This window comes from Gordonia humi (assembly GCF_014197435.1).
In the GTDB taxonomy this organism is placed as follows: domain Bacteria; phylum Actinomycetota; class Actinomycetes; order Mycobacteriales; family Mycobacteriaceae; genus Gordonia; species Gordonia humi.
This window is the reverse complement of sequence record NZ_JACIFP010000001.1, coordinates 2,551,398-2,572,280: the sequence shown is the minus strand read 5'-3', so window position 1 is coordinate 2,572,280 and position 20,883 is coordinate 2,551,398. Positions and strand designations below refer to the sequence as shown.

Annotated in this window: 20 protein-coding genes; 2 read left to right on the top strand and 18 right to left on the bottom strand. The window is 68.7% G+C overall.

The window, feature by feature from the left end:
• Positions 1 to 224: 224 nt before the first annotated feature.
• The 7 genes from BKA16_RS11705 to rpmE form a co-directional block, all read right to left on the bottom strand.
• On the bottom strand, positions 225 to 701 hold the full coding sequence (locus tag BKA16_RS11705; protein ID WP_183370825.1) for a Cg1360 family ATP-synthase-associated protein: 477 nt from the start codon (positions 699 to 701) through the stop codon (positions 225 to 227).
• 113 nt (positions 702 to 814) lie between these two features.
• Complete coding sequence (locus tag BKA16_RS11700; protein ID WP_183370824.1) at positions 815 to 1,975, bottom strand: MraY family glycosyltransferase; 1,161 nt, start codon at positions 1,973 to 1,975, stop codon at positions 815 to 817.
• A complete protein-coding gene (locus BKA16_RS11695) occupies positions 1,972 to 3,195 on the bottom strand; it encodes a serine hydroxymethyltransferase (RefSeq protein WP_183370823.1) in 1,224 nt (407 codons plus the stop codon). The genes BKA16_RS11700 and BKA16_RS11695 overlap by 4 nt, the downstream gene beginning before the upstream one ends.
• Entirely contained in the window at positions 3,192 to 3,851 is a 660-nt protein-coding gene (locus tag BKA16_RS11690; RefSeq protein ID WP_183370822.1) for an L-threonylcarbamoyladenylate synthase, read from the bottom strand. The genes BKA16_RS11695 and BKA16_RS11690 overlap by 4 nt, the downstream gene beginning before the upstream one ends.
• Positions 3,848 to 4,729, bottom strand: coding sequence for a peptide chain release factor N(5)-glutamine methyltransferase (gene prmC / locus BKA16_RS11685; RefSeq protein ID WP_183370821.1), 882 nt, complete (start codon positions 4,727 to 4,729; stop codon positions 3,848 to 3,850). Before prmC ends, BKA16_RS11690 begins: the two co-directional genes overlap by 4 nt.
• Positions 4,726 to 5,799 carry a peptide chain release factor 1 gene (gene prfA / locus BKA16_RS11680; RefSeq protein WP_183370820.1) on the bottom strand — a complete coding sequence of 358 codons (1,074 nt, stop codon included), beginning with the start codon at positions 5,797 to 5,799 and terminating at the stop codon, positions 4,726 to 4,728. Before prfA ends, prmC begins: the two co-directional genes overlap by 4 nt.
• 94 nt (positions 5,800 to 5,893) lie before the next feature.
• Entirely contained in the window at positions 5,894 to 6,106 is a 213-nt protein-coding gene (gene rpmE, locus BKA16_RS11675; protein ID WP_183370819.1) for a 50S ribosomal protein L31, read from the bottom strand.
• A 171-nt stretch (positions 6,107 to 6,277) separates the two neighbouring features.
• Between rpmE and BKA16_RS11670 the strand changes: the two genes are divergently transcribed.
• A complete protein-coding gene (locus tag BKA16_RS11670; protein WP_183370818.1) occupies positions 6,278 to 7,462 on the top strand; it encodes a diflavin oxidoreductase in 1,185 nt (394 codons plus the stop codon).
• Positions 7,463 to 7,593: 131 nt separating this feature from the next.
• Here BKA16_RS11670 and rho read toward each other — a convergent pair whose 3' ends face one another.
• From rho to argS, 6 genes are all read right to left on the bottom strand, one after another.
• A complete protein-coding gene (rho, locus tag BKA16_RS11665) occupies positions 7,594 to 9,555 on the bottom strand; it encodes a transcription termination factor Rho (RefSeq protein WP_221247282.1) in 1,962 nt (653 codons plus the stop codon).
• Positions 9,556 to 9,823: 268 nt separating this feature from the next.
• A complete protein-coding gene (gene thrB / locus BKA16_RS11660; RefSeq protein WP_183370816.1) occupies positions 9,824 to 10,789 on the bottom strand; it encodes a homoserine kinase in 966 nt (321 codons plus the stop codon).
• A 5-nt stretch (positions 10,790 to 10,794) separates the two neighbouring features.
• Positions 10,795 to 11,880, bottom strand: coding sequence for a threonine synthase (thrC, locus tag BKA16_RS11655; protein WP_183370815.1), 1,086 nt, complete (start codon positions 11,878 to 11,880; stop codon positions 10,795 to 10,797).
• On the bottom strand, positions 11,873 to 13,183 hold the full coding sequence (locus BKA16_RS11650) for a homoserine dehydrogenase (protein ID WP_183370814.1): 1,311 nt from the start codon (positions 13,181 to 13,183) through the stop codon (positions 11,873 to 11,875). The genes thrC and BKA16_RS11650 overlap by 8 nt, the downstream gene beginning before the upstream one ends.
• A complete protein-coding gene (lysA, locus tag BKA16_RS11645; RefSeq protein WP_183370813.1) occupies positions 13,184 to 14,641 on the bottom strand; it encodes a diaminopimelate decarboxylase in 1,458 nt (485 codons plus the stop codon). It abuts the gene before it with no gap.
• Positions 14,638 to 16,290 (bottom strand): arginine--tRNA ligase, encoded by a 1,653-nt coding sequence (argS, locus tag BKA16_RS11640; protein WP_183370812.1) that lies wholly within the window; start codon positions 16,288 to 16,290, stop codon positions 14,638 to 14,640. Before argS ends, lysA begins: the two co-directional genes overlap by 4 nt.
• 51 nt (positions 16,291 to 16,341) lie before the next feature.
• On the opposite strand from argS, the gene BKA16_RS11635 reads away from it, so the two are divergent.
• Positions 16,342 to 17,130, top strand: coding sequence for a PfkB family carbohydrate kinase (locus BKA16_RS11635; protein ID WP_183370811.1), 789 nt, complete (start codon positions 16,342 to 16,344; stop codon positions 17,128 to 17,130).
• A 206-nt stretch (positions 17,131 to 17,336) separates the two neighbouring features.
• Here BKA16_RS11635 and BKA16_RS11630 read toward each other — a convergent pair whose 3' ends face one another.
• Genes BKA16_RS11630 through BKA16_RS11610 form a run of 5 tightly spaced genes read right to left on the bottom strand, consistent with a single transcriptional unit; the run spans position 17,337 to position 20,817 of the window.
• Entirely contained in the window at positions 17,337 to 17,639 is a 303-nt protein-coding gene (locus tag BKA16_RS11630; protein ID WP_183370810.1) for an HAD family hydrolase, read from the bottom strand.
• On the bottom strand, positions 17,636 to 18,022 hold the full coding sequence (locus BKA16_RS11625) for a DUF1304 domain-containing protein (RefSeq protein WP_183370809.1): 387 nt from the start codon (positions 18,020 to 18,022) through the stop codon (positions 17,636 to 17,638). Before BKA16_RS11625 ends, BKA16_RS11630 begins: the two co-directional genes overlap by 4 nt.
• Before the next feature lie 34 nt (positions 18,023 to 18,056).
• Positions 18,057 to 18,887 (bottom strand): shikimate 5-dehydrogenase, encoded by an 831-nt coding sequence (locus BKA16_RS11620; RefSeq protein ID WP_183370808.1) that lies wholly within the window; start codon positions 18,885 to 18,887, stop codon positions 18,057 to 18,059.
• A gap of 29 nt (positions 18,888 to 18,916) precedes the next feature.
• Positions 18,917 to 19,780 carry an RNA polymerase sigma-70 factor gene (locus BKA16_RS11615; RefSeq protein WP_183373025.1) on the bottom strand — a complete coding sequence of 288 codons (864 nt, stop codon included), beginning with the start codon at positions 19,778 to 19,780 and terminating at the stop codon, positions 18,917 to 18,919.
• A complete protein-coding gene (locus tag BKA16_RS11610) occupies positions 19,777 to 20,817 on the bottom strand; it encodes an NAD(P)/FAD-dependent oxidoreductase (protein ID WP_183370807.1) in 1,041 nt (346 codons plus the stop codon). The genes BKA16_RS11615 and BKA16_RS11610 overlap by 4 nt, the downstream gene beginning before the upstream one ends.
• Positions 20,818 to 20,883: the final 66 nt, after the last annotated feature.

Genomic DNA, 20,883 nt, shown 5'->3' with positions numbered 1-20,883 from the left:
CCCGTTCTCGGACCCGCCGATCTCGCGATCCGCGGGGGCCTTACTGTCAATTGGCGATTCGGGACAACACTCATCGGCGCACGTCACCTGAATCGGCCCGCAGGCAGCAGAGTAGCAAGATTCAGTGCCGACCAGCGAATCCAGGTCACGGCGGATTCGACGAGTTCAGACCTACTATCGGCCGTAGTAGCTGGTCAGGGCAGCCTGAGTGAGGATCGTCACATCTACTGGTCGGTTGTCTTGTCAGAATCGACATAGGTCGTGCGAGTGCTCATGACACCCCACAGCTCGCCGCCGAGCACCAGGACTATCGCGCCCAACAGCACACTCACCAGAGCGGGCTTGTTGTAGAAGTCCATGTCCTTGATGCTCGCCGTCACCGCGATCACGATGATCACCTTGACGAGATACGAGCCCATCAACGCGCCCATCACCACGCTGGGCGAGGCCTTGGACGTCAACAGGATCGTGATGACGGTGATGAGAATGAAGCTGCCGCCGATTCCCGCGCCGATGAGCGCTCCCCAGAGTCCGGGAAGCCCCTTGTACGGCCACCACACCAGGAGACCGACCACGAGCAGGATCGCGAAACCCCACGATCCGTACTTCAGTCCGTTCCACAGCGGAGCCGCCGGGCTCTCCTCCCACTGCGGTTTGCTCGCGGCAGCCTCTGCGGGCGGATTCTCATCGTTCGTAGACACGCGACAAGGCTAGCGAGCCGAGCCCGTTTTCAGCGAACCGTCCCTCGCCGCGGGTCGAGTGAACTCTGTCCGAGGGCGGAGCCCCTTCGTGCCGCGGGCCTCGCGAACGGGCGCTAGCGGGAGATGTACCGGCGGCGCAGGCGCGGGGCGAAAGTGGCGATCAGGGCGATGACCACACCGACGCCGAAGATCGGCATCACGACGGCGGGTGAGACGAGGGTCGAGGCGGCGACGGCGAAGGCGAGCAGGCCGACCCACAGGTAGATCACCAGGGCGACACGTCGCTGCGTGTGGCCGATCTCGAGCAGCCGGTGGTGCAGGTGCATCTTGTCCGGCGTGTAGAACCCGACACCGGCCCGGGTCCGTCGGATGACCGCCATGATCATGTCGAGCATCGGGATGAACATGACGGCGGCCACCAGGATCAGCGGCGAGAGCAGCGTGAACATGTCGGCCGGCCCGTAGGCGCTGCGCGCGACACGTCCCGACGCACTGGTCGACGCGGCGGCGAGCATGAGACCGATGAGCATGGCACCCGAATCGCCCATGAAGATGCGGGCGGGTGAGAAGTTGTGGGGCAGGAACCCCAGGCACGCACCGGCCAGGGCCGCGGTGATGAGCGCCGGCGGATAGTAGCTGACGTCACCGCCCTGGTCGAAGAGGAGTCCGAGGGAGAACAGACAGATCGCGGCGGCGGCGATCAGTCCGAGCCCGGCGGCCAGACCGTCGAGACCGTCGACGAAGTTCATCGCGTTGATGGTCGTGACGGTGATCGCGACGGTCAGCAGGCCGGCTTGGAGAGGATCGAGGACGACGGTGCCGATGTCGCCGAACGGGACGTACAGCAGATACCAGGACACGCCCATGATGACCAGCACGCCCGCCGCGGTGAGCTGACCGACGAACTTGGTCAGCGCATCGAGGCCCCATCGGTCGTCGATGATGCCGACGAGCACGATCACCAGCCCCGCGGTCAGCACCGCGATCATATCGTGTGTGTAGGCGAAACCCCTGTTCAAGGCGGGTAACTGTGCGGCGAGACCGATCGCGCACGCCACGCCGATGAACATGCCGACGCCGCCGAGCCGGGGCGTCGGGATCACGTGCACGTCACGTTCGCGCGGAACGGCGACGGCCCCCGCTTTGACCGCGAACACGCGGACCAGCGATGTGATCAGGTAGGTGACACCGGCCGCGGTGAGGCCGACGAGCGCCAGCTCGCGCAGGGGGACGCCCGTTCCCCCACCACCGACGTCCAGGGCGAGCGAGATCACTCCGCGGCCCCCAGCCGGGCGACGACCGACGCGATCTCGGCGTGGCGGCCCTCGTCGTCGGTCGACATCGCCTCGACCATGAGGTCGACGATCCGCGGTGCGTCCGCCGGGACGATCCCGCCCGCGGTGACCGCCGCGGTGCCGAACCGAATGGCCGAGCCCTCGGCGACGGGTTGCTCGTCGAACGGGGTCACGGCCTTGTCGACGACGATCCCGGCCGCGGTGAGCCGACGGGTCGCCTCGCGGCCGGTGACGCCGAGGGCGCTCACGTCGACGACGCCGATGTGGGTGTCGGTGCCTCCCCCGACCACGTGCAGTCCGCAGTCGACGAAACCGGAGGCCAGCGCCGCCGCCGTGTCCGCGACGTCGCGGGCGTATCGCCGGTACTCGTCGGTCGACGACTCGGCGAACGCGACGGCTTTCGCCGCGATCGAGTGCATGGCGGGTGCGCCCTGAAGAAAGGGGTACACCGCGCGGGAGAGCGCTTCGGCGTGTTCGGCTCGGGCCAGGAGCAGCCCGCCGCGCGGTCCGCGCATCACCTTGTTGGTGGCCACCGAGACCACGTCGGCGTACGGCACCGGCGACTCGAGGACTCCCGCGACGGCCAGGCCCATCAGGTGCGCGCCGTCGACCCAGAGGACACAGTCCGCCTCGTCGGCGATGGCGCGCATGGCGGCGAAGTCCCAGCTGCGCGCGTACGCGGTGCCTCCGGCGACGAGGATGCGCGGCCGGTGGATGAGAGCGAGGTCACGGATCCGGTCGTAGTCGACGCGTTCGGTGTCGCGTCGTACCTCGTAGTTGACGACGGTGAACCACCGACCCGACCAGTTGGCACGCGATCCGTGCGACTGGTGTCCGCCGTGCCGCAGGCTCAGCGACAGGACCTGATCGCCGGGCTGCGCGAAGGCGGCGTAGACGGCGAAGTTCGAGAGCGCCCACGACAACGGCTGCACGTTGGCGTAGTCGGCACCGAACAGGTCGTACGCCCGAGCGAGAGCGAGACGCTCCACCTCGTCGACGACCTCGGCTCCGCCGTGGAAGCGTCGACCGGGGTAGCCCTCGGCGTACTTGTCCGACAGACTCGACCCGACCGCTTCGCGGACCGCGGGTGAGGCGATCGTCTCGGCGGCGAGCAGTTGCAGGCTCTCCTCGCGACGACGTTCCTCCCGGTCGATCAGCGCACTGATCTCCGGGTCGACGTCGTCGAGGGAGTTCGTCACGGACGCTCCACCAGGTCGGCCGGATCCAGGTCGAGGACCTCGGCGATCTCCGCCGTGGTGATCGCGCCTTCGCGCAGTACCCGCGGGGCGTCGCCGGACAGGTCGACGATGGTCGAGGGCACGGCCTTGGCCGACGGTCCGCCGTCGAGGTAGACCGACACCGAGTCGCCGAGCTGCTCCTGCGCCTGTACGACCGTCGTCGCCGGGGGCCGACCGGAGATGTTCGCGCTGGAGAGTGCCATCGGCCCCACTTCGCGCAGCACCTCGATGGCCACCGGGTGCAGCGGCATCCGCAGCATCACGGTTCCCGCGACGTCTCCGAGGTCCCAGGCCAGCGACGGTGCCTGCTCGACGACGAGGCTCAGTCCGCCCGGCCAGAAGGCACGGGTCAACTCGCGGGCCTGCGCGGACACCGACCGGACCAAGCCGTCGATGGTGTTCCACGATCCGACGACGACGGGGACGGGCATGTCACGTCCCCGTCCCTTGGCCTCCAGGAGCGCCGCGACGGCCTCACTGTCGAACGCGTCGCAGCCGATGCCGTACACGGTGTCGGTCGGCAGCACGACGAGACGACCGCCCCGTGCGGCGCCGACGGCGGCGTTCAGTCCCGCGGAGCGCGCGGCGGGGTCACTGCAATCGAAGACGACACTCACGGTTCCATCCTTGCACGGTCGTTGTCGGTATCGGTTCCGGCGTGCTCGCCGGTTCGGCGGGCGGTCACGAATCGCGGCCGCCCGGCCAGGTCCTGATGGGCTGTGACGTCGATGAAGCGCCCGTCGGTGACCAGCGTCGCGACCACCGCGTCGGCGGTCTCGTCGTCGTGTTCCACGGCGAAGAGTCCGCCCGGGATCAGCGCGTCGGCGACGATCGGGACCATCGCATCGATCACGTCCATCCCGGTCTCGCCGGAGAACACGGCGTCGGCCGGGTCGTGGCGGACCTCCGCCGACACCGGCGACGCGGCGGGCACATACGGCGGATTCGAGACGATCAGGTCGCGGTCGCCGAGCGCGACGGACATCACACTCGGATCGGTGACGTCGCCGCGCACCACGTGCACGCCGCTGTCGGCCGCATTGCGCCGAAGGTACTCCAGCGCGACCTCCGACTTCTCGACCGCGACCACGTCGGCGCCCGGCAGTCGGTCGGCCAGTGCCAATGCGAGCGCCCCGCTGCCCGAACAGAGGTCGGCGACGCGTCGCCGATCGGGCCGGTTCCGCATCGCCCACTCCACGATGAGTTCGGTCTCGGGTCGCGGCACGAACACGCCAGGGCCCACAGCGAGCTCGCGGCCGGCGAAGTACGCGGTCCCGGTGATGTGTTGGAGCGGTTCTCGCGCGGCGCGACGGGCGAGCGCCTCGTCGTATCGGTCGGCGTCGGTCGACGCGACGTGGTCGATCAGCAGGAGCCGTCCGGGTTCGACGCCGAGCACGTGCGCGAGGAGCTCGGCCGCGTCGTGCGCGGCCGCGTCGACGCCCGCGTCGGCGAGCCGCCGCGCACCGGTTCGGCGCAGGGTGTCGGCGGATGTCACTGCTGCAGTCGCGCCTGCTTGTCGGCATCGACAAGAGCACCGATGAGGGCGTCCATCTCGCCGTTCAGGACCGCGTCGAGATTGTTCGCCTTGTACCCGATCCGGTGGTCGGTGATGCGGTTCTCCGGCCAGTTGTACGTGCGGATCCGCTCGGATCGATCGACGGTGCGGATCTGTGCGGCACGCCCGGCGGCGGCCTCCGCGGCGGCCTCCTCCTCGGCGGCGGCCTGCAGACGCGCGGCGAGGACCTGCATCGCGCGCGCCTTGTTCTGAATCTGCGACCGCTCGTTCTGACAGGTCACGACGATGCCGGTCGGCAGGTGCGTCAGACGAACCGCCGAGTCGGTGGTGTTGACGCCCTGTCCGCCCTTGCCGGAGCTTCGGTAGACGTCCACGCGCAGATCGGACTCGTCGATCTGGACCTGCTCGACCTCGTCCGGTTCGGGGTAGACCAGGACGCCTGCGGCCGACGTGTGAATGCGCCCCTGCGACTCGGTGACGGGCACCCGTTGCACACGGTGGACACCGCCCTCGAACTTCAGCTTGGACCACACGCCGTCGCGCAACGATTCGCGCGCCTTGATCGACAGCGTCGCGTCCTTGTAGCCGCCCAGATCGGATTCGGTGACGCCGAGCACGGTGGTCTTCCAGCCTTGGCGCTCGCAGTACTTGAGGTACATGCGGACCAGATCGGCGGCGAACAGCGCCGACTCCTCACCTCCCGCACCGGACTTCACCTCGAGGACGACGTCGTCGGCGTCGTGCGGGTCGCGGGGCGCGAGCAGGTCGGTCAGGAGGGCGTCGAGTTCGGCTTCGCTGGCCTCCAGCGGGGGGATCTCGTCGGCGAACTCGGCTTCTACCTCGGCCAGTTCACGGGCCGCGGCGAGGTCGTCGCGCACGGCGGTGAGCTTGGTGTAGGCGGCCATCACCGGCGCCAGTTCGGCGAACCGTTTGCCGACGCGGCGGGCCTCGGCCGGATCGTCGTGCAGTGACGGATCGGACAGCTGCTGCTCGAGTCCAGCGTGTTCGGCGAGGATGTCGTCGATCGCGGACGGTCCCTGTGTGCTCACCTGTGGATCACTTCCCCATCTGGTGTGTTGTGCGGAAAGACGAACGACGCCCGACCGAGATCGGAACGATCTCGAGTCGGGCGTCGTCGGAGAGCTACTTGGAGCGCTTGCCGTACCGAGCCTCGAAGCGGGCCACACGACCACCGGTGTCGAGGATCTTCTGCTTGCCCGTGTAGAACGGGTGGCACTGCGAGCAGACTTCCACGGTGATGTGTCCGCCCTTGGCGGTGCTGCGCGTGGTGAACTCGTTGCCGCAACCGCAGTTGACGGTGGTCACCTCGTAATCGGGGTGAATTCCCTGCTTCATTTCGTCCCTTTCGAATGTGGTCGCCGGGTCACCGAGCGTGGTGCGCGGTGTGAACCGGAACCGGACTGACCGAACGATTATTCCATAGAGGCGCCCGCGGGTGCGAATCGACGGTCCCGCCGTCGGACGGCGACGAGGCACACGATCATAGGGCGGCCTAATCTGGTGGGTATGACCGATGGCACCTCATCCGACAAGCCTGCCCGCGCCGCGAAGCGTCCCCGCTGGTCACGACGTAATCCCTATCCGGCGACGGTGGTGGAGAACACGCTGTTGACCGCTCCGGAGAGCACGAAGGAGGTGCGGCACCTCGTTCTGGACATCGCCGGTTCGGGGCTGGAGTACCAGCCAGGCGACGCGGTGAATGTCACGCCCGCGAACGAGCCCGCACTGGTCGCGGCGATCATCGATCGGCTGGGCGTGCCCGCCGATACGGTCGTCTCCGATCGGAAGGGCGACCGTACGCTCGCACAGGCGCTGACGCACGGTTTCGAGATCACCTCGGTGTCGCCGTACCTGCTCGATCATCTCGCGAACGCCCGCGGCAACACCGACCTCGCCGAACTCCTCGCAGGCGACCGCGCCGCCCTGGACGCGTGGGCCCGCGGACGCGACGTCCTGGACCTGTTGAACCTCGACACCGCGTGGAATCCGACTCCGGAGGCGTTCCTCGGCGAGTTGAAGCCGCTCACCGCGCGCACCTATTCGATCTCCTCGTCCCCGACCGTCCACGAGGGCACCCTGCACCTCACTCCGGCGACGGTCCGTCACTTCGCGACGCAGGAGTGGGGCGACGGTCGGGATCGGCACGGCGCCGCATCGGCGTATCTCGCCGATCGCGTCGAACCCGGTGACACCGTCGGCGTGTATCTGACCCCGAACAAGTCGTTCCGCCTGCCCGAACCAGACACCGACATCATCATGATCGGTCCGGGCACCGGGGTGGCCCCGTTCCGGGCGTTCGTGCACGAGCGCGCAGGCACAGCGGGGTCCGGACGCAACTGGCTCTTCCACGGCGCTCGTCGCCGCGACCACGACTTCCTGTACCGCGACGAACTGCTCGGCCTGCACGCCGACGGCAGCCTCGATCGCCTCGACGTGGCCTTCTCGCGCGAGCAGGAGGACAAGCAGTACGTGAGCCACTTGATGGACGGCCACGGCGAGGAGCTGTACACCTGGCTGCGCGACGGCGCCGTCGTCTATGTGTGCGGGGACGCCGAGCGTATGGCGGGCGACGTCGAGGACGCTCTCGCCGCGATCATCGTCGAGTACGGCGACGCCGACGACGACGCGGGTGCCCGCGCCGAGCTCGAACGTCTTCGCGCGGAGGGCCGATACCTGCGGGACGTGTACTGACGACACCGCACGCAGGTCGAGCCGCAGGCAGGTCGAGCCCGCACGCAGATCGAGCGGAGTCGAGACCCCGAAGGAGATCTCGACTCCGCTCGAATCAGCAGGAGACCCGCGCGATCAGCGGGAGAGGGACGTCAGTCGTCGATGTTGACGCCCGGAGCGTTCTTGCTGACCTGCATCAGGAACTCGACGTTGCTCTTGGTCTTCTTGAGCTGACCGACGAGCAGGTCGATGGCCGCCTGCGAGTCGAGGCCCGAGAGCAGACGACGCAGCTTGTGCACGATTGCGAATTCGTCTGGAGCGAGCAGCAACTCGTCCTTGCGGGTGCTCGACAGGTTGACGTCGACGGCCGGGAACACGCGGCGTTCGGAGATCTTACGGTCGAGTTTGAGCTCGGCGTTGCCGGTGCCCTTGAACTCTTCGAAGATCACCGTGTCACCGGTGGATCCGGTCTCCACCAGCGCCGAGGCGATGATGGTGAGCGATCCGCCGTTCTCGATGTTGCGGGCCGCGCCGAGGAAGCGCTTCGGCGGGTACAGGGCCTGCGAGTCGACACCGCCGGACAGGATGCGGCCGGACGCGGGCGACGCGTTGTTGTACGCGCGGCCGAGGCGGGTGATCGAGTCGAGCAGCACGATGACGTCCTGGCCGCCTTCTACGAGCCGCTTGGCGCGCTCGATGGCGAGTTCGGCGACACTGGTGTGGTCCGACGGCGGACGGTCGAAGGTCGAGGCGATGACCTCGCCCTTCACCGATCGCTGCATATCGGTGACTTCTTCCGGCCGCTCGTCGACGAGCACCACCATGAGGTGGCATTCCGGGTTGTTGGTGGAGATCGCGTTGGCGATGTCCTGCAGGATCGTCGTCTTACCGGCCTTGGGCGGCGACACGATCAGGGCGCGCTGTCCCTTGCCGATCGGCATGATCAGATCGATCACGCGCGTCGACAGTCGGTCCGGGGTGGTCTCCAGGCGCAGACGTTGGTTCGGGTAGAGCGGTGTCAGCTTGTTGAAGTCCGGACGTTTACGCGCCGATTCGACGTCGCTGCCGTTCACCGTGTCCAGACGGACCAGCGGGTTGAACTTCTGTCGCTGATTGCCCTGGTTCTCGCCCTCGCGCGGCACCTTCACGGCACCGGTGATCGCGTCGCCGCGGCGCAGCCCGTTACGGCGGACCAGGTTCATCGAGACGTAGACGTCGTTCGAGCCGGCCAGGTAGCCGGACGTGCGGACGAACGCGTAGTTGTCGAGCACGTCGAGGATGCCCGCGACGGGAACGATGGTGTCGCCCTCGTTGAGCTGCGGCTCACCGCCGCCACCGCCGCCTTCGCCGCGGTCGCGTCCACGACGACGCTCGCGGAACCGACGCCCGCGACGACGGCCGTTGCCGTCCTCGTCGTCATCGTTGTTGTTGTTCTGGTTGTTCGGCCGTCCGCCCTGGTTCTGGTTGCCGTTCTGGCCCCCGCCCTGGTTGGAGTTGCCCTGGTTCGAATTGCCCTGGTTCGAGTTGCCCTGGTTCTGCTGGCCGCCCGAGCGCTGGTTCCGCTCGCCCTGGGACTTCTGCTCGTCGGTGTTCTTCTCACCGTTCGAGGAGTTGTCGGACTGGCGGTTCTCGCGATCGTTGCGGTTGCGGTTGCGGTTCCGGTTGCCGCGTTGCGGCTGGTCGCCCGTGGTGTCGCCGGTCTGCTGCGGCGCGTCGGCCGAAGCCGGTGGGGCGGCGGTCTCGACCTTGAGCGACTCCTGGCGCGGCGCGTCCGCCTTCGAGGCCTCCGCCTTCGGCGTGTCGGCCTTCGATCGAGCCTTGCGCGGTTCGCGCTTGGGCTCGGCGGCGGCCTCAGCGGCCGTGGTCTCGGCAGCCTTGACGTCTGGGGTCTTCGCCTCCGGGGTCGTGGTCTGCTGGGCCGAGGCGTCGGCACCGCGAGTCCTGCTCTCGGCAGCCTTCGCGGACGGCGCTTTCGCTGCCTTCGTCGGCGCGCTCTTGGGTCCCCCACCCTGCTGGTGAGCCCTGATCACATCGATCAGATCGCCCTTACGCATGCCCGACGTTCCCTTGATACCCAGCTCACCGGCGAGCGAACGGAGTTCGGGCAGCAGCATCGCCGACAACCCGGTCCGAGCACGCTTAGGAGTCTGCAGGTCCGTTTCGGTCACGGAATTCCTTTCGTTCCCCGACACCTACGAGGTCGGGGCGTCCGCTCGTGGATTGAGCGGGGAGCATGTCATCTCATCGCTTCGCCGCATGTCGACCGATGTCGGAGAGAAATCCTTGGCGGCCGGAAGAATGAGGGCACTTGGATCGTGGCCTTCACGGCGGAGCTTCTACAGCGTACCACCGAGTAGCCGGGAGAGTGTGGGACTCCCCCGGCTAGCCGATCACCTCGACGCCGTCGGCGATCTCCAACGAGATCATCTCGAAGCCGTGTTCGGCGGCCAGGCGCGCCTCGTCGTCGCCCAGTTCGACCGTTCCCAGGACCAGGACCGACGGTCCCGCACCGGAGACGGTCGCGGCGTGTCCGCGACTCCGCAACGCCTGCATCAACCCGCTGGTCGCAGGCATCGCCTCGGCACGGTACCGCTGGTGCAGCTTGTCGTCGGTGGCGTCGACCAGGCAGGACGGGTCGCTGGTGAGAGCGACGACGCCGAGCGCGGCGCGCGACAGGTTGAACACGGCGTCGGTGCGGGGCACCGCGTCGGGCAGCAGTCCGCGTGTCACGGCGGTCGACGATCGGGTCTGCGGGACGAACGAGGTGGCCCGGACGGCCGGATGCACCGTGAGTCGACGCGCGAAGAACTCGGGACCGTCGTTCATCCAGGTGACGACGCCCGATCCGAGGACCGAGGCCGCCGCGTTGTCGGGGTGCCCCTCGAACTCGCTGGAGAGCTGAACCAGTTCGGTCTCGGTGAGTGCGGCGCGTCGACCGTCCCGAGCCAGCAGCGCCGAAGCGGCGGCGAGGCCGCCGACGACGGCCGCGGCCGAGGATCCCAGACCCCGCGAGTGCGGGATCGTGTTGACGCAGTGCAGCGACAGCCCGGGTGCGGCGACCCCGGCGTACTCCAGCCCGCGGATCACCGCGCGCGCCACCAGGTGTCGCTCGTCGGTCGGGACGTCGCCCGCGGCCTGACCTTCCGCCGACACGACGACGACGCCGCCGTCGGTCACGGTCACGGCGATCTCGTCGTACATGCCGAGCGCCAGTCCGAGGCAGTCGAACCCCGGTCCGAGGTTGGCACTCGACGCGGGTACGCGAATCCGCACCGCCGAGCCTTCGGCCAGCACGAGTTCGGCGGCCGGAGCCCCGATCGACGACGCAGCACTCACAGCGTTCCCCATACTCGTCAGCTGACGCCCAGTGCGCGGGCGACGGCCACCGGATCCACCGGGATCGCGTCCACCTCGGGCATGCCGAGCAGCGCGGTGTCGGGATCCTTGAGTCCGTTCCCGGTCACCGTGCAGACGACGGTGGAGCCCGCTTCGACCCACCCGTCCTCGTGCGCGGCCAACAGGCCGGCGACGCTCGCGGCGGAGGCGGGTTCGACGAACACGCCTTCGCGGCCGGCGACCAGGCGGTAGGCCTCGAGGATCTTCTCGTCGGTGGCGGCACGGAACTGGCCGTTCGACTCGTCCTTGGCGGCGACCGCCTGGTTCCAGCTGGCCGGTGATCCGATGCGGATGGCGGTCGCGATGGTCTCCGGGTCGGTGACCGGCGCACCGTTGACCAGCGGAGCGGCGCCCGCGGCCTGCACGCCGAGCATGCGCGGCAGCGTGTCGATGACGCCGTCGGCGTGGTACTCCCGGTAGCCCTTCCAGTACGCGGTGATGTTTCCGGCGTTGCCGACCGGAAGCGCGTGGATGTCGGGGGCCTTGCCGAGGACGTCGACGATCTCGAACGACGCGGTCTTCTGACCTTCGATGCGGGCCGGGTTCACCGAGTTCACGAGTTCGATCTCGGTGAACTCCGCGGTCACTTTGCGAGCCAGTTCGAGGCAGTCGTCGAAGTTGCCCTGCACTTGGATCACCTGCGCACCGTGCATGACGGCCTGGGCGAGCTTGCCCATCGCGATCTTGCCCTCGGGGATCAGGACGGCACAGGTCATGCCCGCGCGCGTGGCGTACGCGGCGGCCGAGGCCGACGTGTTGCCGGTCGACGCGCACAGCACGGCCTTCTTGCCGTTGTTGACGGCGTTGGTCACGGCCATCGTCATACCGCGGTCCTTGAACGAACCGGTCGGGTTCAGACCCTCGACCTTGAGGTACACCTGGCAGCCGGTGATCTCCGAGAGGACCGGAGCGGCCACGAGCGGCGTCGCACCCTCGTGCAGGGTGACAATCCTCCAGTCGTCCTGCACGGGCATGCGGTCACGGTAGGCCTCGATCAGGCCGGGCCAGCCCTGGTGAACGGGCCGGTGAGCGGAGTCAGTCATTGGTTCCTTCCAGACGGAGCACGCTGGACACCTTGATGACGGAGTCCATCTTCTCGATTGCGGCGACGGTCTCCGACTGATCGAGGTCGGAGGCTCGGTGAGTGACGACGATCAGACGGGCGTTCTCGCCCGCACCCTCCTGTCGAACGGCGGAGATGCTGATCGACCGCTTGGCGAATTCGGCGGCGACCTGTTCCAGAACGCCCGGGCGGTCGGCAACCTGCATCGACACGTAGTAGCGGGTCGGCACGTCGTCGATCGGGGCGACGGGCAGCGACGCGTAGGTGGACTCGAGCGGCCCACGACCGCCGAGGACACGGTTGCGGGCGGCCATCACGAGGTCGCCGGTGACGGCGGACGCGGTGGGAGCCCCGCCCGCACCCTGCCCGTAGAACATCAGGCGACCCGCGTTCTCGGCTTCGACGACCACCGCGTTGAACGCGCCGTTGACGGTGGCGAGAGGATGCTCGAACGGGATGAGCGCCGGGTAGACGCGCGCGGAGATCCTCTCTGCGCCGTCGGCGTCGATCCGCTCGCAGATCGCGAGCAGCTTGACGGTGCAGTCGAACTTCTTGGCCGCGGCCAGATCGTCGGAGGTGATCGCGGTGATGCCCTCGCAGTACACGTCGTTGGCGGTGACCCGCGAGTGGAAGGCTATCGACGCGAGGATCGCGGCCTTGGCCGCGGCGTCGTGCCCCTCCACGTCGGCGGTCGGATCGGCCTCGGCGTAACCGAGGCGGCCGGCCTCGGCCAGGACCTCGTCGTAGTCGGCTCCGGTCTCGTCCATCTCCGAGAGGATGAAGTTCGTGGTGCCGTTGACGATGCCCGCCACCCGGTTCACCGTGTCGCCGGCGAGCGACTGGATCAGCGGTCGGATCACCGGGATCGCCCCGGCAACCGCGGCCTCGAAGTACAGGTCCACGTTGCTGCCCGCGGCGGCCTCGGACAGTTCACCCGAGTGCACGGCCATCAACGCCTTGTTCGCGGTGACGACCGACTTGCCCGCCTGCAGTGCGGTGCGGATCAGGGTACGCGGCGGCTCGATTCCGCCGATGAGTTCCACGACGATGTCGACGTCGTCCCGCGTGACCAGGGACGCCGGATCGTCGGTCAGCACGGCCGAGTCGACGTTGCCGCGCGGACGCGACAGGTCGCGAACCGACACGCCGCGCAACACGACCGGAGCCCCGACGCGGGCCTGCAGGTCCGCGGCCTTGTCGGTCAGGACCCGTACGACCTCGGTTCCGACATTGCCCATACCCAGAACGGCGACGCCGATCGGGCGGGGTGACGCTGTGGTCATTTACGAATCCACCTCCAAGCTCAGGAAATCTTCTACGGTCTCGCGGCGCAGCATCAGTCGGGACGCTCCCTCGGCCACGACGGCGACAGCGGCGCGCGGGGCCATGTTGTAGCGGCTCGACATCGAATAGCAGTATGCACCGGTCGCCCCGACCACCAGCATGTCGCCCGGGGTCAGGTCCGCGGGCAACCAGCAGTCGCGGACCACGATGTCGCCGCTCTCGCAGTGCTTGCCGACCACCCGGCACACCACGGCCTCCGCGTCGGACACGCGATTGGCCAGACGCACATCGTATTCGGCGTCGTACAGGACGGTGCGGATGTTGTCGCTCATCCCACCGTCGACCGACACGTAGCGACGGGTCGCGGCGCCGTCGAGAGCGACGTCCTTGATAGTGCCGACGCGGTACAGCGTGACTCCGGCCGGACCCGCTATGGCACGGCCGGGCTCGACGGCGATGGTCGGCATCGGCAGTCCGAGTCGCTCCGACTCCCGACGGACGATGTCGACGAGCGACGACGCGAGATCGGCGACGGCGGGCGGGTCCTCCGACGGAATGTACGAGATCCCCAGGCCGCCACCGAGATCGAGGACCTCGATCTGGCGTGTCTTCTCCAGACCGAACTCGGCGACGACCTCGGCCAGCAGACCGAGGACGCGGTGTGCGGCGAGCTCGAAACCGTCGATCTCGAAGATCTGCGAGCCGATGTGGCTGTGCAGCCCCACCAGGCGCAGGTTGGTCGACGCGAAGACGGCGCGGACGGCCTGCATGGCCTTGCTGTCCCGATAGGTCCCGCCGGCTCCGCTCCCGGCGACCGCGGCCAACGCGAAACCGAACTTCTGGTCCTCATGTGCGGTCGAGATGAACTCGTGGGTGTGCGCTTCGACGCCGGGCGTGACGCGGATCAGCACATCGGCCACGACCCCGCGGGCGCCCGCGAGCCGGTCGAGGCGCTCGATCTCGATCATCGAGTCGACCACGATGTGGCCGATCTGCGATTCGAGAGCGAAATCGAGTTCGGTCTCGTCTTTGTTGTTGCCGTGCATGGCGATCCGCTCGGCCGGGAAGCCTGCGCGCAACGCGATCGCGAGCTCTCCCCCGGTGCACACGTCCAGCGAGAGCCCCTCCGACTGCACCCAGCGGGCGACCTCCATCGACAGGAACGCCTTGGATGCGTAGTGCACGCGTCCGTGCGGTCCGAACGACGCCTGCATGTCCGCGCAGCGGGAGCGGAAATCGCGCTCGTCATAGACGAACAGCGGGGTTCCGTAGGTGTCGGCGAGTTCGTCGACGGCGACGCCGCCGATCGTCACGGCGCCGTCGTCGGTGCGGGCGGTGCCGCGCGGGTAGACGTTCGCCGGGATCGCCGCCATCTCGGCGGGCGAATTGGGTCGTTCGGCCAGGTGGGGTGCTGCGAGGATGTCAGCGTGACGAGGTCCTGCAGGGTGTGCCATCACATACGCTCCGGTGCGCTCACGCCGACCAGGTCGAGACCGTTGGCCAGCACTTGTCGAGTGGCCTCGCAGAGTGCGAGCCGCGCCGAGTGTACGTCCGACGGCGTCTCGTCGCCCTGCGGGAGGACGCGGCACCGCGCGTAGAAGCGGTGATAGGCGCCGGCCAGCGACTCCAGGTAGCGGGTCACCCGGTGCGGTTCCCGCAGCGTCGCCGCCGTCGCGACCACCTCCGAGTAGTCGCCGATGGTCCGGATGAGGTCGCCCTCGGACTCGTCGGCGAGCAGCTCCAGATGCTCGGTCGAGGCGACCAGACCGAGTTCGGCGGCGCTGCGCGACAGCGCGGCGAGCCGCGCGTGTGCGTACTGGACGTAATAGACGGGGTTGTCGGAGGACTGCTTGCGCAGCAGGTCGAGGTCGATGTCGATGTTGACGTCGATCGACGAGCGGATGAGCGCGTACCGTGCGGCGTCCACGCCGACCGCTTCGACGAGGTCGTCGAGCGTGATCACGGTTCCGGCGCGCTTGCTCATGCGGACCGGCTTGCCGTCCTTGACGAGGTTGACCATTTGGCCGATGAGGACCTCGACCGACTCCGGGTCGTAGCCGAGTGCCGCCGCGGCCGCCTTGAGTCGTACGACATAGCCGTGGTGGTCGGCGCCGAGCATGTAGATGAGGTGGTTGGCGCCGCGGTCGTGCTTGTCCTTGAGGTAGGCGATGTCGCCCGCGATGTAGGCGGCGTTGCCGTCGCTCTTGATGACGACGCGGTCCTTGTCGTCACCGTAGCTGCTGGAACGCAGCCACCACGCGCCGTCGGCCTCGTAGAGGTTGTCGCTGGCCTTGAGCTCCGCGATCGCTTCGTCCACCAGGCCGCGCTCGAACATCGAGTTCTCGTGCGTGTAGACGTCGAAGACGGTGCCGAACTCGGCGAGGGTCCGCTTGATGTGCGCGAACATCCGCTCGACGCCGTCGCCGCGGAAGGTCTCCAATCGCTCCGCCTCGGGCAGGTCGAGCACGCCGGGGTGATCGGCGACGACGGCCTGTGCGATCTCGGTGATGTACTCACCGGCGTACCCGTTCTCGGGCACCGGCTCATTCGATGCGGCGGCCTCGAGCGACTGAGCGAAACGGTTGATCTGCTCGCCGTGATCGTTGAAGTAGTACTCGCGGGTCACGGTGGCGCCGCGTGCGGCCAGGACACGGCCGAGTGCGTCGCCGACGGCCGCCCACCGGGTTCCACCGAGGTGGATGGGACCGGTCGGGTTGGCGGATACGAACTCGAGGTTGACGTTCAGCGCGGCGAGCTCGTCGCCGCGGCCGTACGTCTCGCGCTCGCTGAGAACGGCGGCGACGGTCTGGTTCTGCGCGGCCGCGGCCAGGCGAAGGTTGACGAATCCGGGGCCCGCGATCTCGGCGGACTCGATGCCCGGGTCGGCGGCGAAGGCCTCGGCGAGCCAGGTCGCGAGTTCGCGCGGACCGACCCCGGCCTTCTTACCGAGCTGAAGAGCGATGTTGGTGGCGTAGTCGCCGTGTTCGGGGCTGCGCGGACGCTCGACGACCACCGTCTCCGGAATCAGGTCGACGTCCAGGTCATGGGCCGTGAAGACCGTCAGCGTCGCAGCGCGAAGCAGGGCAGCGAGTTCGGTGGGAGTCACGGTGGTTGATTCTATCGGGCGGCCCGCCGTGTCGGTCGATACGGTTGCCCCATGACCTCGATCGTCGTCGTCGGCAGCATCAACCTGGACGTGGCCTGCTCGTGCGAGCGGTTTCCCGGCCCCGGCGAGACCGTGCCCGGCGACCGCATCGCCTATGGTCGCGGCGGCAAAGGCGCGAATCAGGCGGCGGCCGCGGCGCGAGCGGGCGCGGCGACGACGTTCATCGGAGCCGTCGGCGACGACGGCGCCCGGGTCCTGGACTCCCTCGGCGACGTCGACCTGCGCGTGACGAGGGTGCCCGGTCCGACCGGCACCGCGGTGATCACGGTGGACGGCCGCGGCGAGAACACGATCGTCGTGGTGCCGGGCGCCAACGCTCTGCTGTCGTTGACCGACGACGATCGGCGAGTCGTCGCCGATGCCGACGTGCTGCTCATGCAGTCGGAGGTGCCGGTGCCGGTGGTCCTCGACGCGGCCCGCGCAGCTCGCGCCGGCGGGACGACGGTGATCCTCAATCCGTCGCCGGTCCGGGACCTGCCGGACGAGCTGTGGTCGCTCGTGGACGTCGTCGTGGTGAACGAGTCGGAGGCGTCTGCGTCGGCATCGCATCTGGCCCGGATTCCGACCGTGGTCACGACGTTCGGTGCGAACGGTGCCGCTCTGCGATCACCCGACGGGGAGTTCCGCGTGGACGGGATCGCGGTCGACGTCGTCGACACCACCGGCGCGGGCGACGCGTTCACCGGGACGCTCGCCGCGTCGTGGGACCTCCCGCCCGCCGAACGATTGGCGCGTGCGAACACTGCGGGCGCACGGGCCACGACCGTCGCGGGTGCGTGAACGGGTCAGCAGCCCAGTGCGTCCGCCAACTCGTCGATGCCGCGGACGGCGAACCTGTCGAGTTCGCTCGGCCCTGCCGGGGTTGGGCAGGTCGGCGTTCGTCGCCATCTCGGTGAGCAGTGCGACGTCGCCGTTGCTGAGCGCGCAGACCGTGAACTTCCGCTTCAGCCGATGGAGGGCCGCGGATGCATCGGGCCAGGCGGGGATCACATGCCAGGCGTGCACCGCTTCGTCGAGTTGAGCGTCGGTCGCCGGCACTGCGTGCATCCGGTGGAGGAGATCGACGAGCGTCTCCCGGTGCAGATCGTCGAGCAGCGTCCACGGCCGCTCCCCGACTCGACCGCGGCCATCGCCGGCGGATACCGCCGCCGCCATTCGCGGACCAGTTCGCCGGAGTCGAGATCCGGGAACACTGTCGCGAGTACTCCTCCGACGCCGGTGTGCCAATCGGTCACCGTGCCGAAGGTGTCGAAGGCCAGGACCTTCACCTCACCGTCCTGGGACGTCATACGAGCAGTCCGATCGCCAACAGCACCACGCCGATCGCCGGAAGCACGCCCTGCTTCAGCGCGGCCTGCAGCTTCGTCGCGTCGGAGAGCACGAGCACGAGTGCGGCCGACGCCATACTGCCCGCACCGACCAGGACCAGGGTCGCTCCGACCGCCCGCTGGTCGACGCCCACCAGGATCACGCCGACGATCACCGAGATCGCGAGAAAGAGGTTGTAGAACCCCTGATTGAACGCCAGCGGCTTCGTCGTCTCGGCCGACTCGGCGTCGGTTCCGAACGTCGCGAACGCCTTCGGCGTGGTCCAGGCGATGGACTCCAGATAGAAGATGTACACGTGGATGAGAGCTGCGACGGCGGCGAACACCAGACCTGCGATGAGCATGGAGCGAGTGTATGCGGGACGGCTCACGCCACGTTCAGGCTCGCGAATACTCCGAGGCCGCCCGTATCTGCTCGGGTGTGGGCGTCACATCGGTGTACAGCGCGAACTGCGCGGCCGCCTGACCCGCGATCACCGCGTCGCCGCTGATCACCTCCGCACCGCGTGCGCGCATCGCCCGCACGAGCGGCGTCGTCGGCGGCAGGGCGACGACGTCGAGACACCCGGTCGCCGCGTCGACGGCCTCCGCTGGGAACGGCAGATCGTTCTCGCCCGGTCCTCCCGCCATTCCCACCGGCGTCGCGTTGACCAGCACCGCCGGTCGCGCGTCACCGAGTTCGGCCGCATGGGCGAATCCGTACTTCGCGGCGAGTGCTCCCCCGGTCTCGGCGTTGCGCGCCACCACCGTGACATCGCTGAATCCCGTGTCGCGCAACGCGGCGACGACGGCTTTCGCCATTCCGCCGCTGCCCGCGACGGCGACCGGCGCACCGCGGTCGAACGACGACGCCTCCAACAGATCGGCCACCGCCTGATAGTCGGTGTTGTAGGCGCGCAGCACCCCGTCGTCGTTGACGATGGTGTTGACCGATTCGATCGCCGCGGCGGACCGCTCCATCACGTCGACGAGCTCGATCACCGTCTCCTTGTAGGGCATCGACACCGCCGCACCGCGGATCGGCAGGCCGCGGACGCCCTGCACCGCCGCGACGATGTCGGCGGGCGCGAACGCCTTGTAGACGTAGTTCACCCCGAGTTCGTTGTACAGATAGTTGTGGAAGCGTGTGCCGATGTTCGACGGCCGCGCCGCCAGCGAGACGCAGAGGACGGTGTCGCGGTCGAGAGCACGTGAATGCGGTGCGGTCATGGAGTCGAGGATAGGCCGATGCCCGACCGTCACACGGCCAGCCGCGTCAACTTCTCCGGGTTCCGCACCGTGTACACGGCCGTCACCTTCTCGTCGGTCACCTCGATGCACGTCACGTTGTCGACCACGTCGTCGATCGACACGATGAGCGCGGGCATCCCGTTGACCACCGACACGCGCATGCCGACCGCGCCGAGTCGCGCGCTCTTGGTGAGCAGTCCGACGACGAAGCGCGCCACGCGGTCGGGCCCCTCGATCGGTCGGCGCGCGGCCGACACGACACCGCCGCCGTCACCCAGGTACACCACTCCCGGCGCGAGGAGATCCATCAGCGACTGGACGTCGCCGGTCACCGCGCACGCCAGGAACTGTTCGGCGACGGACTGCGCCTCGGTGGGCTCGGCGACGGCCACCGAGCGTCGCGCGTGCACGTGATTGCGCGCCCGATGCGCCACCTGGCGGACCGCGGCCTCCGACTTCCCGACCGCGGCGGAGATCTCGCCGTAAGAGAAGTCGAACACCTCGCGCAGCACGAACACCGCGCGTTCGGTCGGCGTCAGCGACTCGAGGACCAGCAGCATGGCCGTGGTCACCGCCTCACCGGTCAGTACGTGACCGAGTCCGTCGTCGACCTCCGGCGTCTCCAGCGGCTCGGGCAGCCAGGGCCCGACGTACTCCTCCCGGCGACGGTCGGCCGACCGCGCGGCGTTCAGCGCCTGCCTCGTGACGATTCGCGCCAGGTACGCACGCGGGTTGTCGACGGCGTCGACGTCCACGTCACGCCAGCGCAACCAGCTCTCGGAGACCACGTCCTCGGCGTCGGCGACCGACCCGAGGATCTCGTAGGCGATCGAGAACAACAGCGGGCGGTGCGCGACGAAGTCGTCCTTCATCTGGGCCCCGGAAGCGCGACCGCGGTACCCGACCGCGCCCACCGCACCGTTGCCCGGCACACCTGCTCCTTGAACAGCGCGGCGGGACGGCCGCCGAACCAGAAGCGGGTCGGCTCGTCGTTGCGATGCGATGCCTGAATGACTCCGTTGGCGCGCCCCAACGACACGTTCTGCCCGACGAACGACATCGAGAACGGCTTGCCCGCCTCCCCCTTCGCCTCGCGGACGAGGTTGTCGGCGGCGGCCGCGGCCTGCGGAATCGCGGCCTGACAGCTCAGTCGTGCACCGGGGACGGCGGCACCGTCGCCGACCGCGTACACGTTCGGATGGCTCGTGCTCCGCAGGAACTCGTCGACGGCGACGCGGCCCGCGGCGTCGACGGCCAGCGGGCTGGTCGCGGTCAGCTCGTGCACACCGCCGGCGATCGCCCACAGGACCAGATCGGCGTCGTCGTCCGGGGTCCAGCGGCCGGTCACGATCTCGACGCCGAGGCTGCGCAGCACGTCCAGGACGCGGCCGCGCGCACCGTCGCTCAGCGACGCACCGAACTCCTCGCTGACGATGCAGACGCTCAGGTCCGGGCGTACGGTCGCGACCTCCGAGACCGCTTCGAGCCCGGTGAGTCCGCCGCCGACCACGGTCACCGTCGCACCCGCGCCGAGCTCGGTCAGCTTCTCGTGGGCCCGCGCCGCCTGATCGGCGCCGCCGAGCGCGTACGTACCCTGCGGCGCCTCGTTCGAGCTGCCGACCGCGTACACGAGCCTGTCGAACGCCAGGTCCTGCCCCGTCGACAGTGTCACGACGCCGTCGCCGATCTCCTCGATCGATGCGACCACCAGATCGATCCGCTCATGGAGCATCTCGCGCAACGGCCTCGTCGCCGATCCGCTGCCTGCGATCATCTCGTGGAGTCGCACCCGTTCGACGAAGTCCGGGCTCGGGTTCACGACGGTGATCTGTGCTTCGTCGATCTTGCGCGCCAACCGATTCGCCGCCGTCGTTCCGGCGTATCCGGCACCTGCCACCACGATCTTCATTGCTGCCTCCCGGTCAGTGTCTTCATCCTTGCACTCATGGGACACCGGCCGACGCGCTCCTGTGAC

Coding starts and splice junctions, on each gene's coding strand:
- thrC (WP_183370815.1), bottom strand. CDS start 11,880: ATGACTGACTCCGCTCACCGGCCCGTTCACCAGGGCTGGCCCGGCCTG.
- BKA16_RS11635 (WP_183370811.1), top strand. CDS start 16,342: ATGACCTCGATCGTCGTCGTCGGCAGCATCAACCTGGACGTGGCCTGC.
- rho (WP_221247282.1), bottom strand. CDS start 9,555: ATGCTGCTGCCCGAACTCCGTTCGCTCGCCGGTGAGCTGGGTATCAAG.
- BKA16_RS11670 (WP_183370818.1), top strand. CDS start 6,278: ATGACCGATGGCACCTCATCCGACAAGCCTGCCCGCGCCGCGAAGCGT.
- BKA16_RS11620 (WP_183370808.1), bottom strand. CDS start 18,887: ATGACCGCACCGCATTCACGTGCTCTCGACCGCGACACCGTCCTCTGC.
- rpmE (WP_183370819.1), bottom strand. CDS start 6,106: ATGAAGCAGGGAATTCACCCCGATTACGAGGTGACCACCGTCAACTGC.
- BKA16_RS11625 (WP_183370809.1), bottom strand. CDS start 18,022: ATGCTCATCGCAGGTCTGGTGTTCGCCGCCGTCGCAGCTCTCATCCAC.
- BKA16_RS11630 (WP_183370810.1), bottom strand. CDS start 17,639: ATGACGTCCCAGGACGGTGAGGTGAAGGTCCTGGCCTTCGACACCTTC.
- BKA16_RS11650 (WP_183370814.1), bottom strand. CDS start 13,183: ATGACCACAGCGTCACCCCGCCCGATCGGCGTCGCCGTTCTGGGTATG.
- BKA16_RS11615 (WP_183373025.1), bottom strand. CDS start 19,780: ATGAAGGACGACTTCGTCGCGCACCGCCCGCTGTTGTTCTCGATCGCC.
- BKA16_RS11610 (WP_183370807.1), bottom strand. CDS start 20,817: ATGAAGATCGTGGTGGCAGGTGCCGGATACGCCGGAACGACGGCGGCG.
- thrB (WP_183370816.1), bottom strand. CDS start 10,789: ATGGGGAACGCTGTGAGTGCTGCGTCGTCGATCGGGGCTCCGGCCGCC.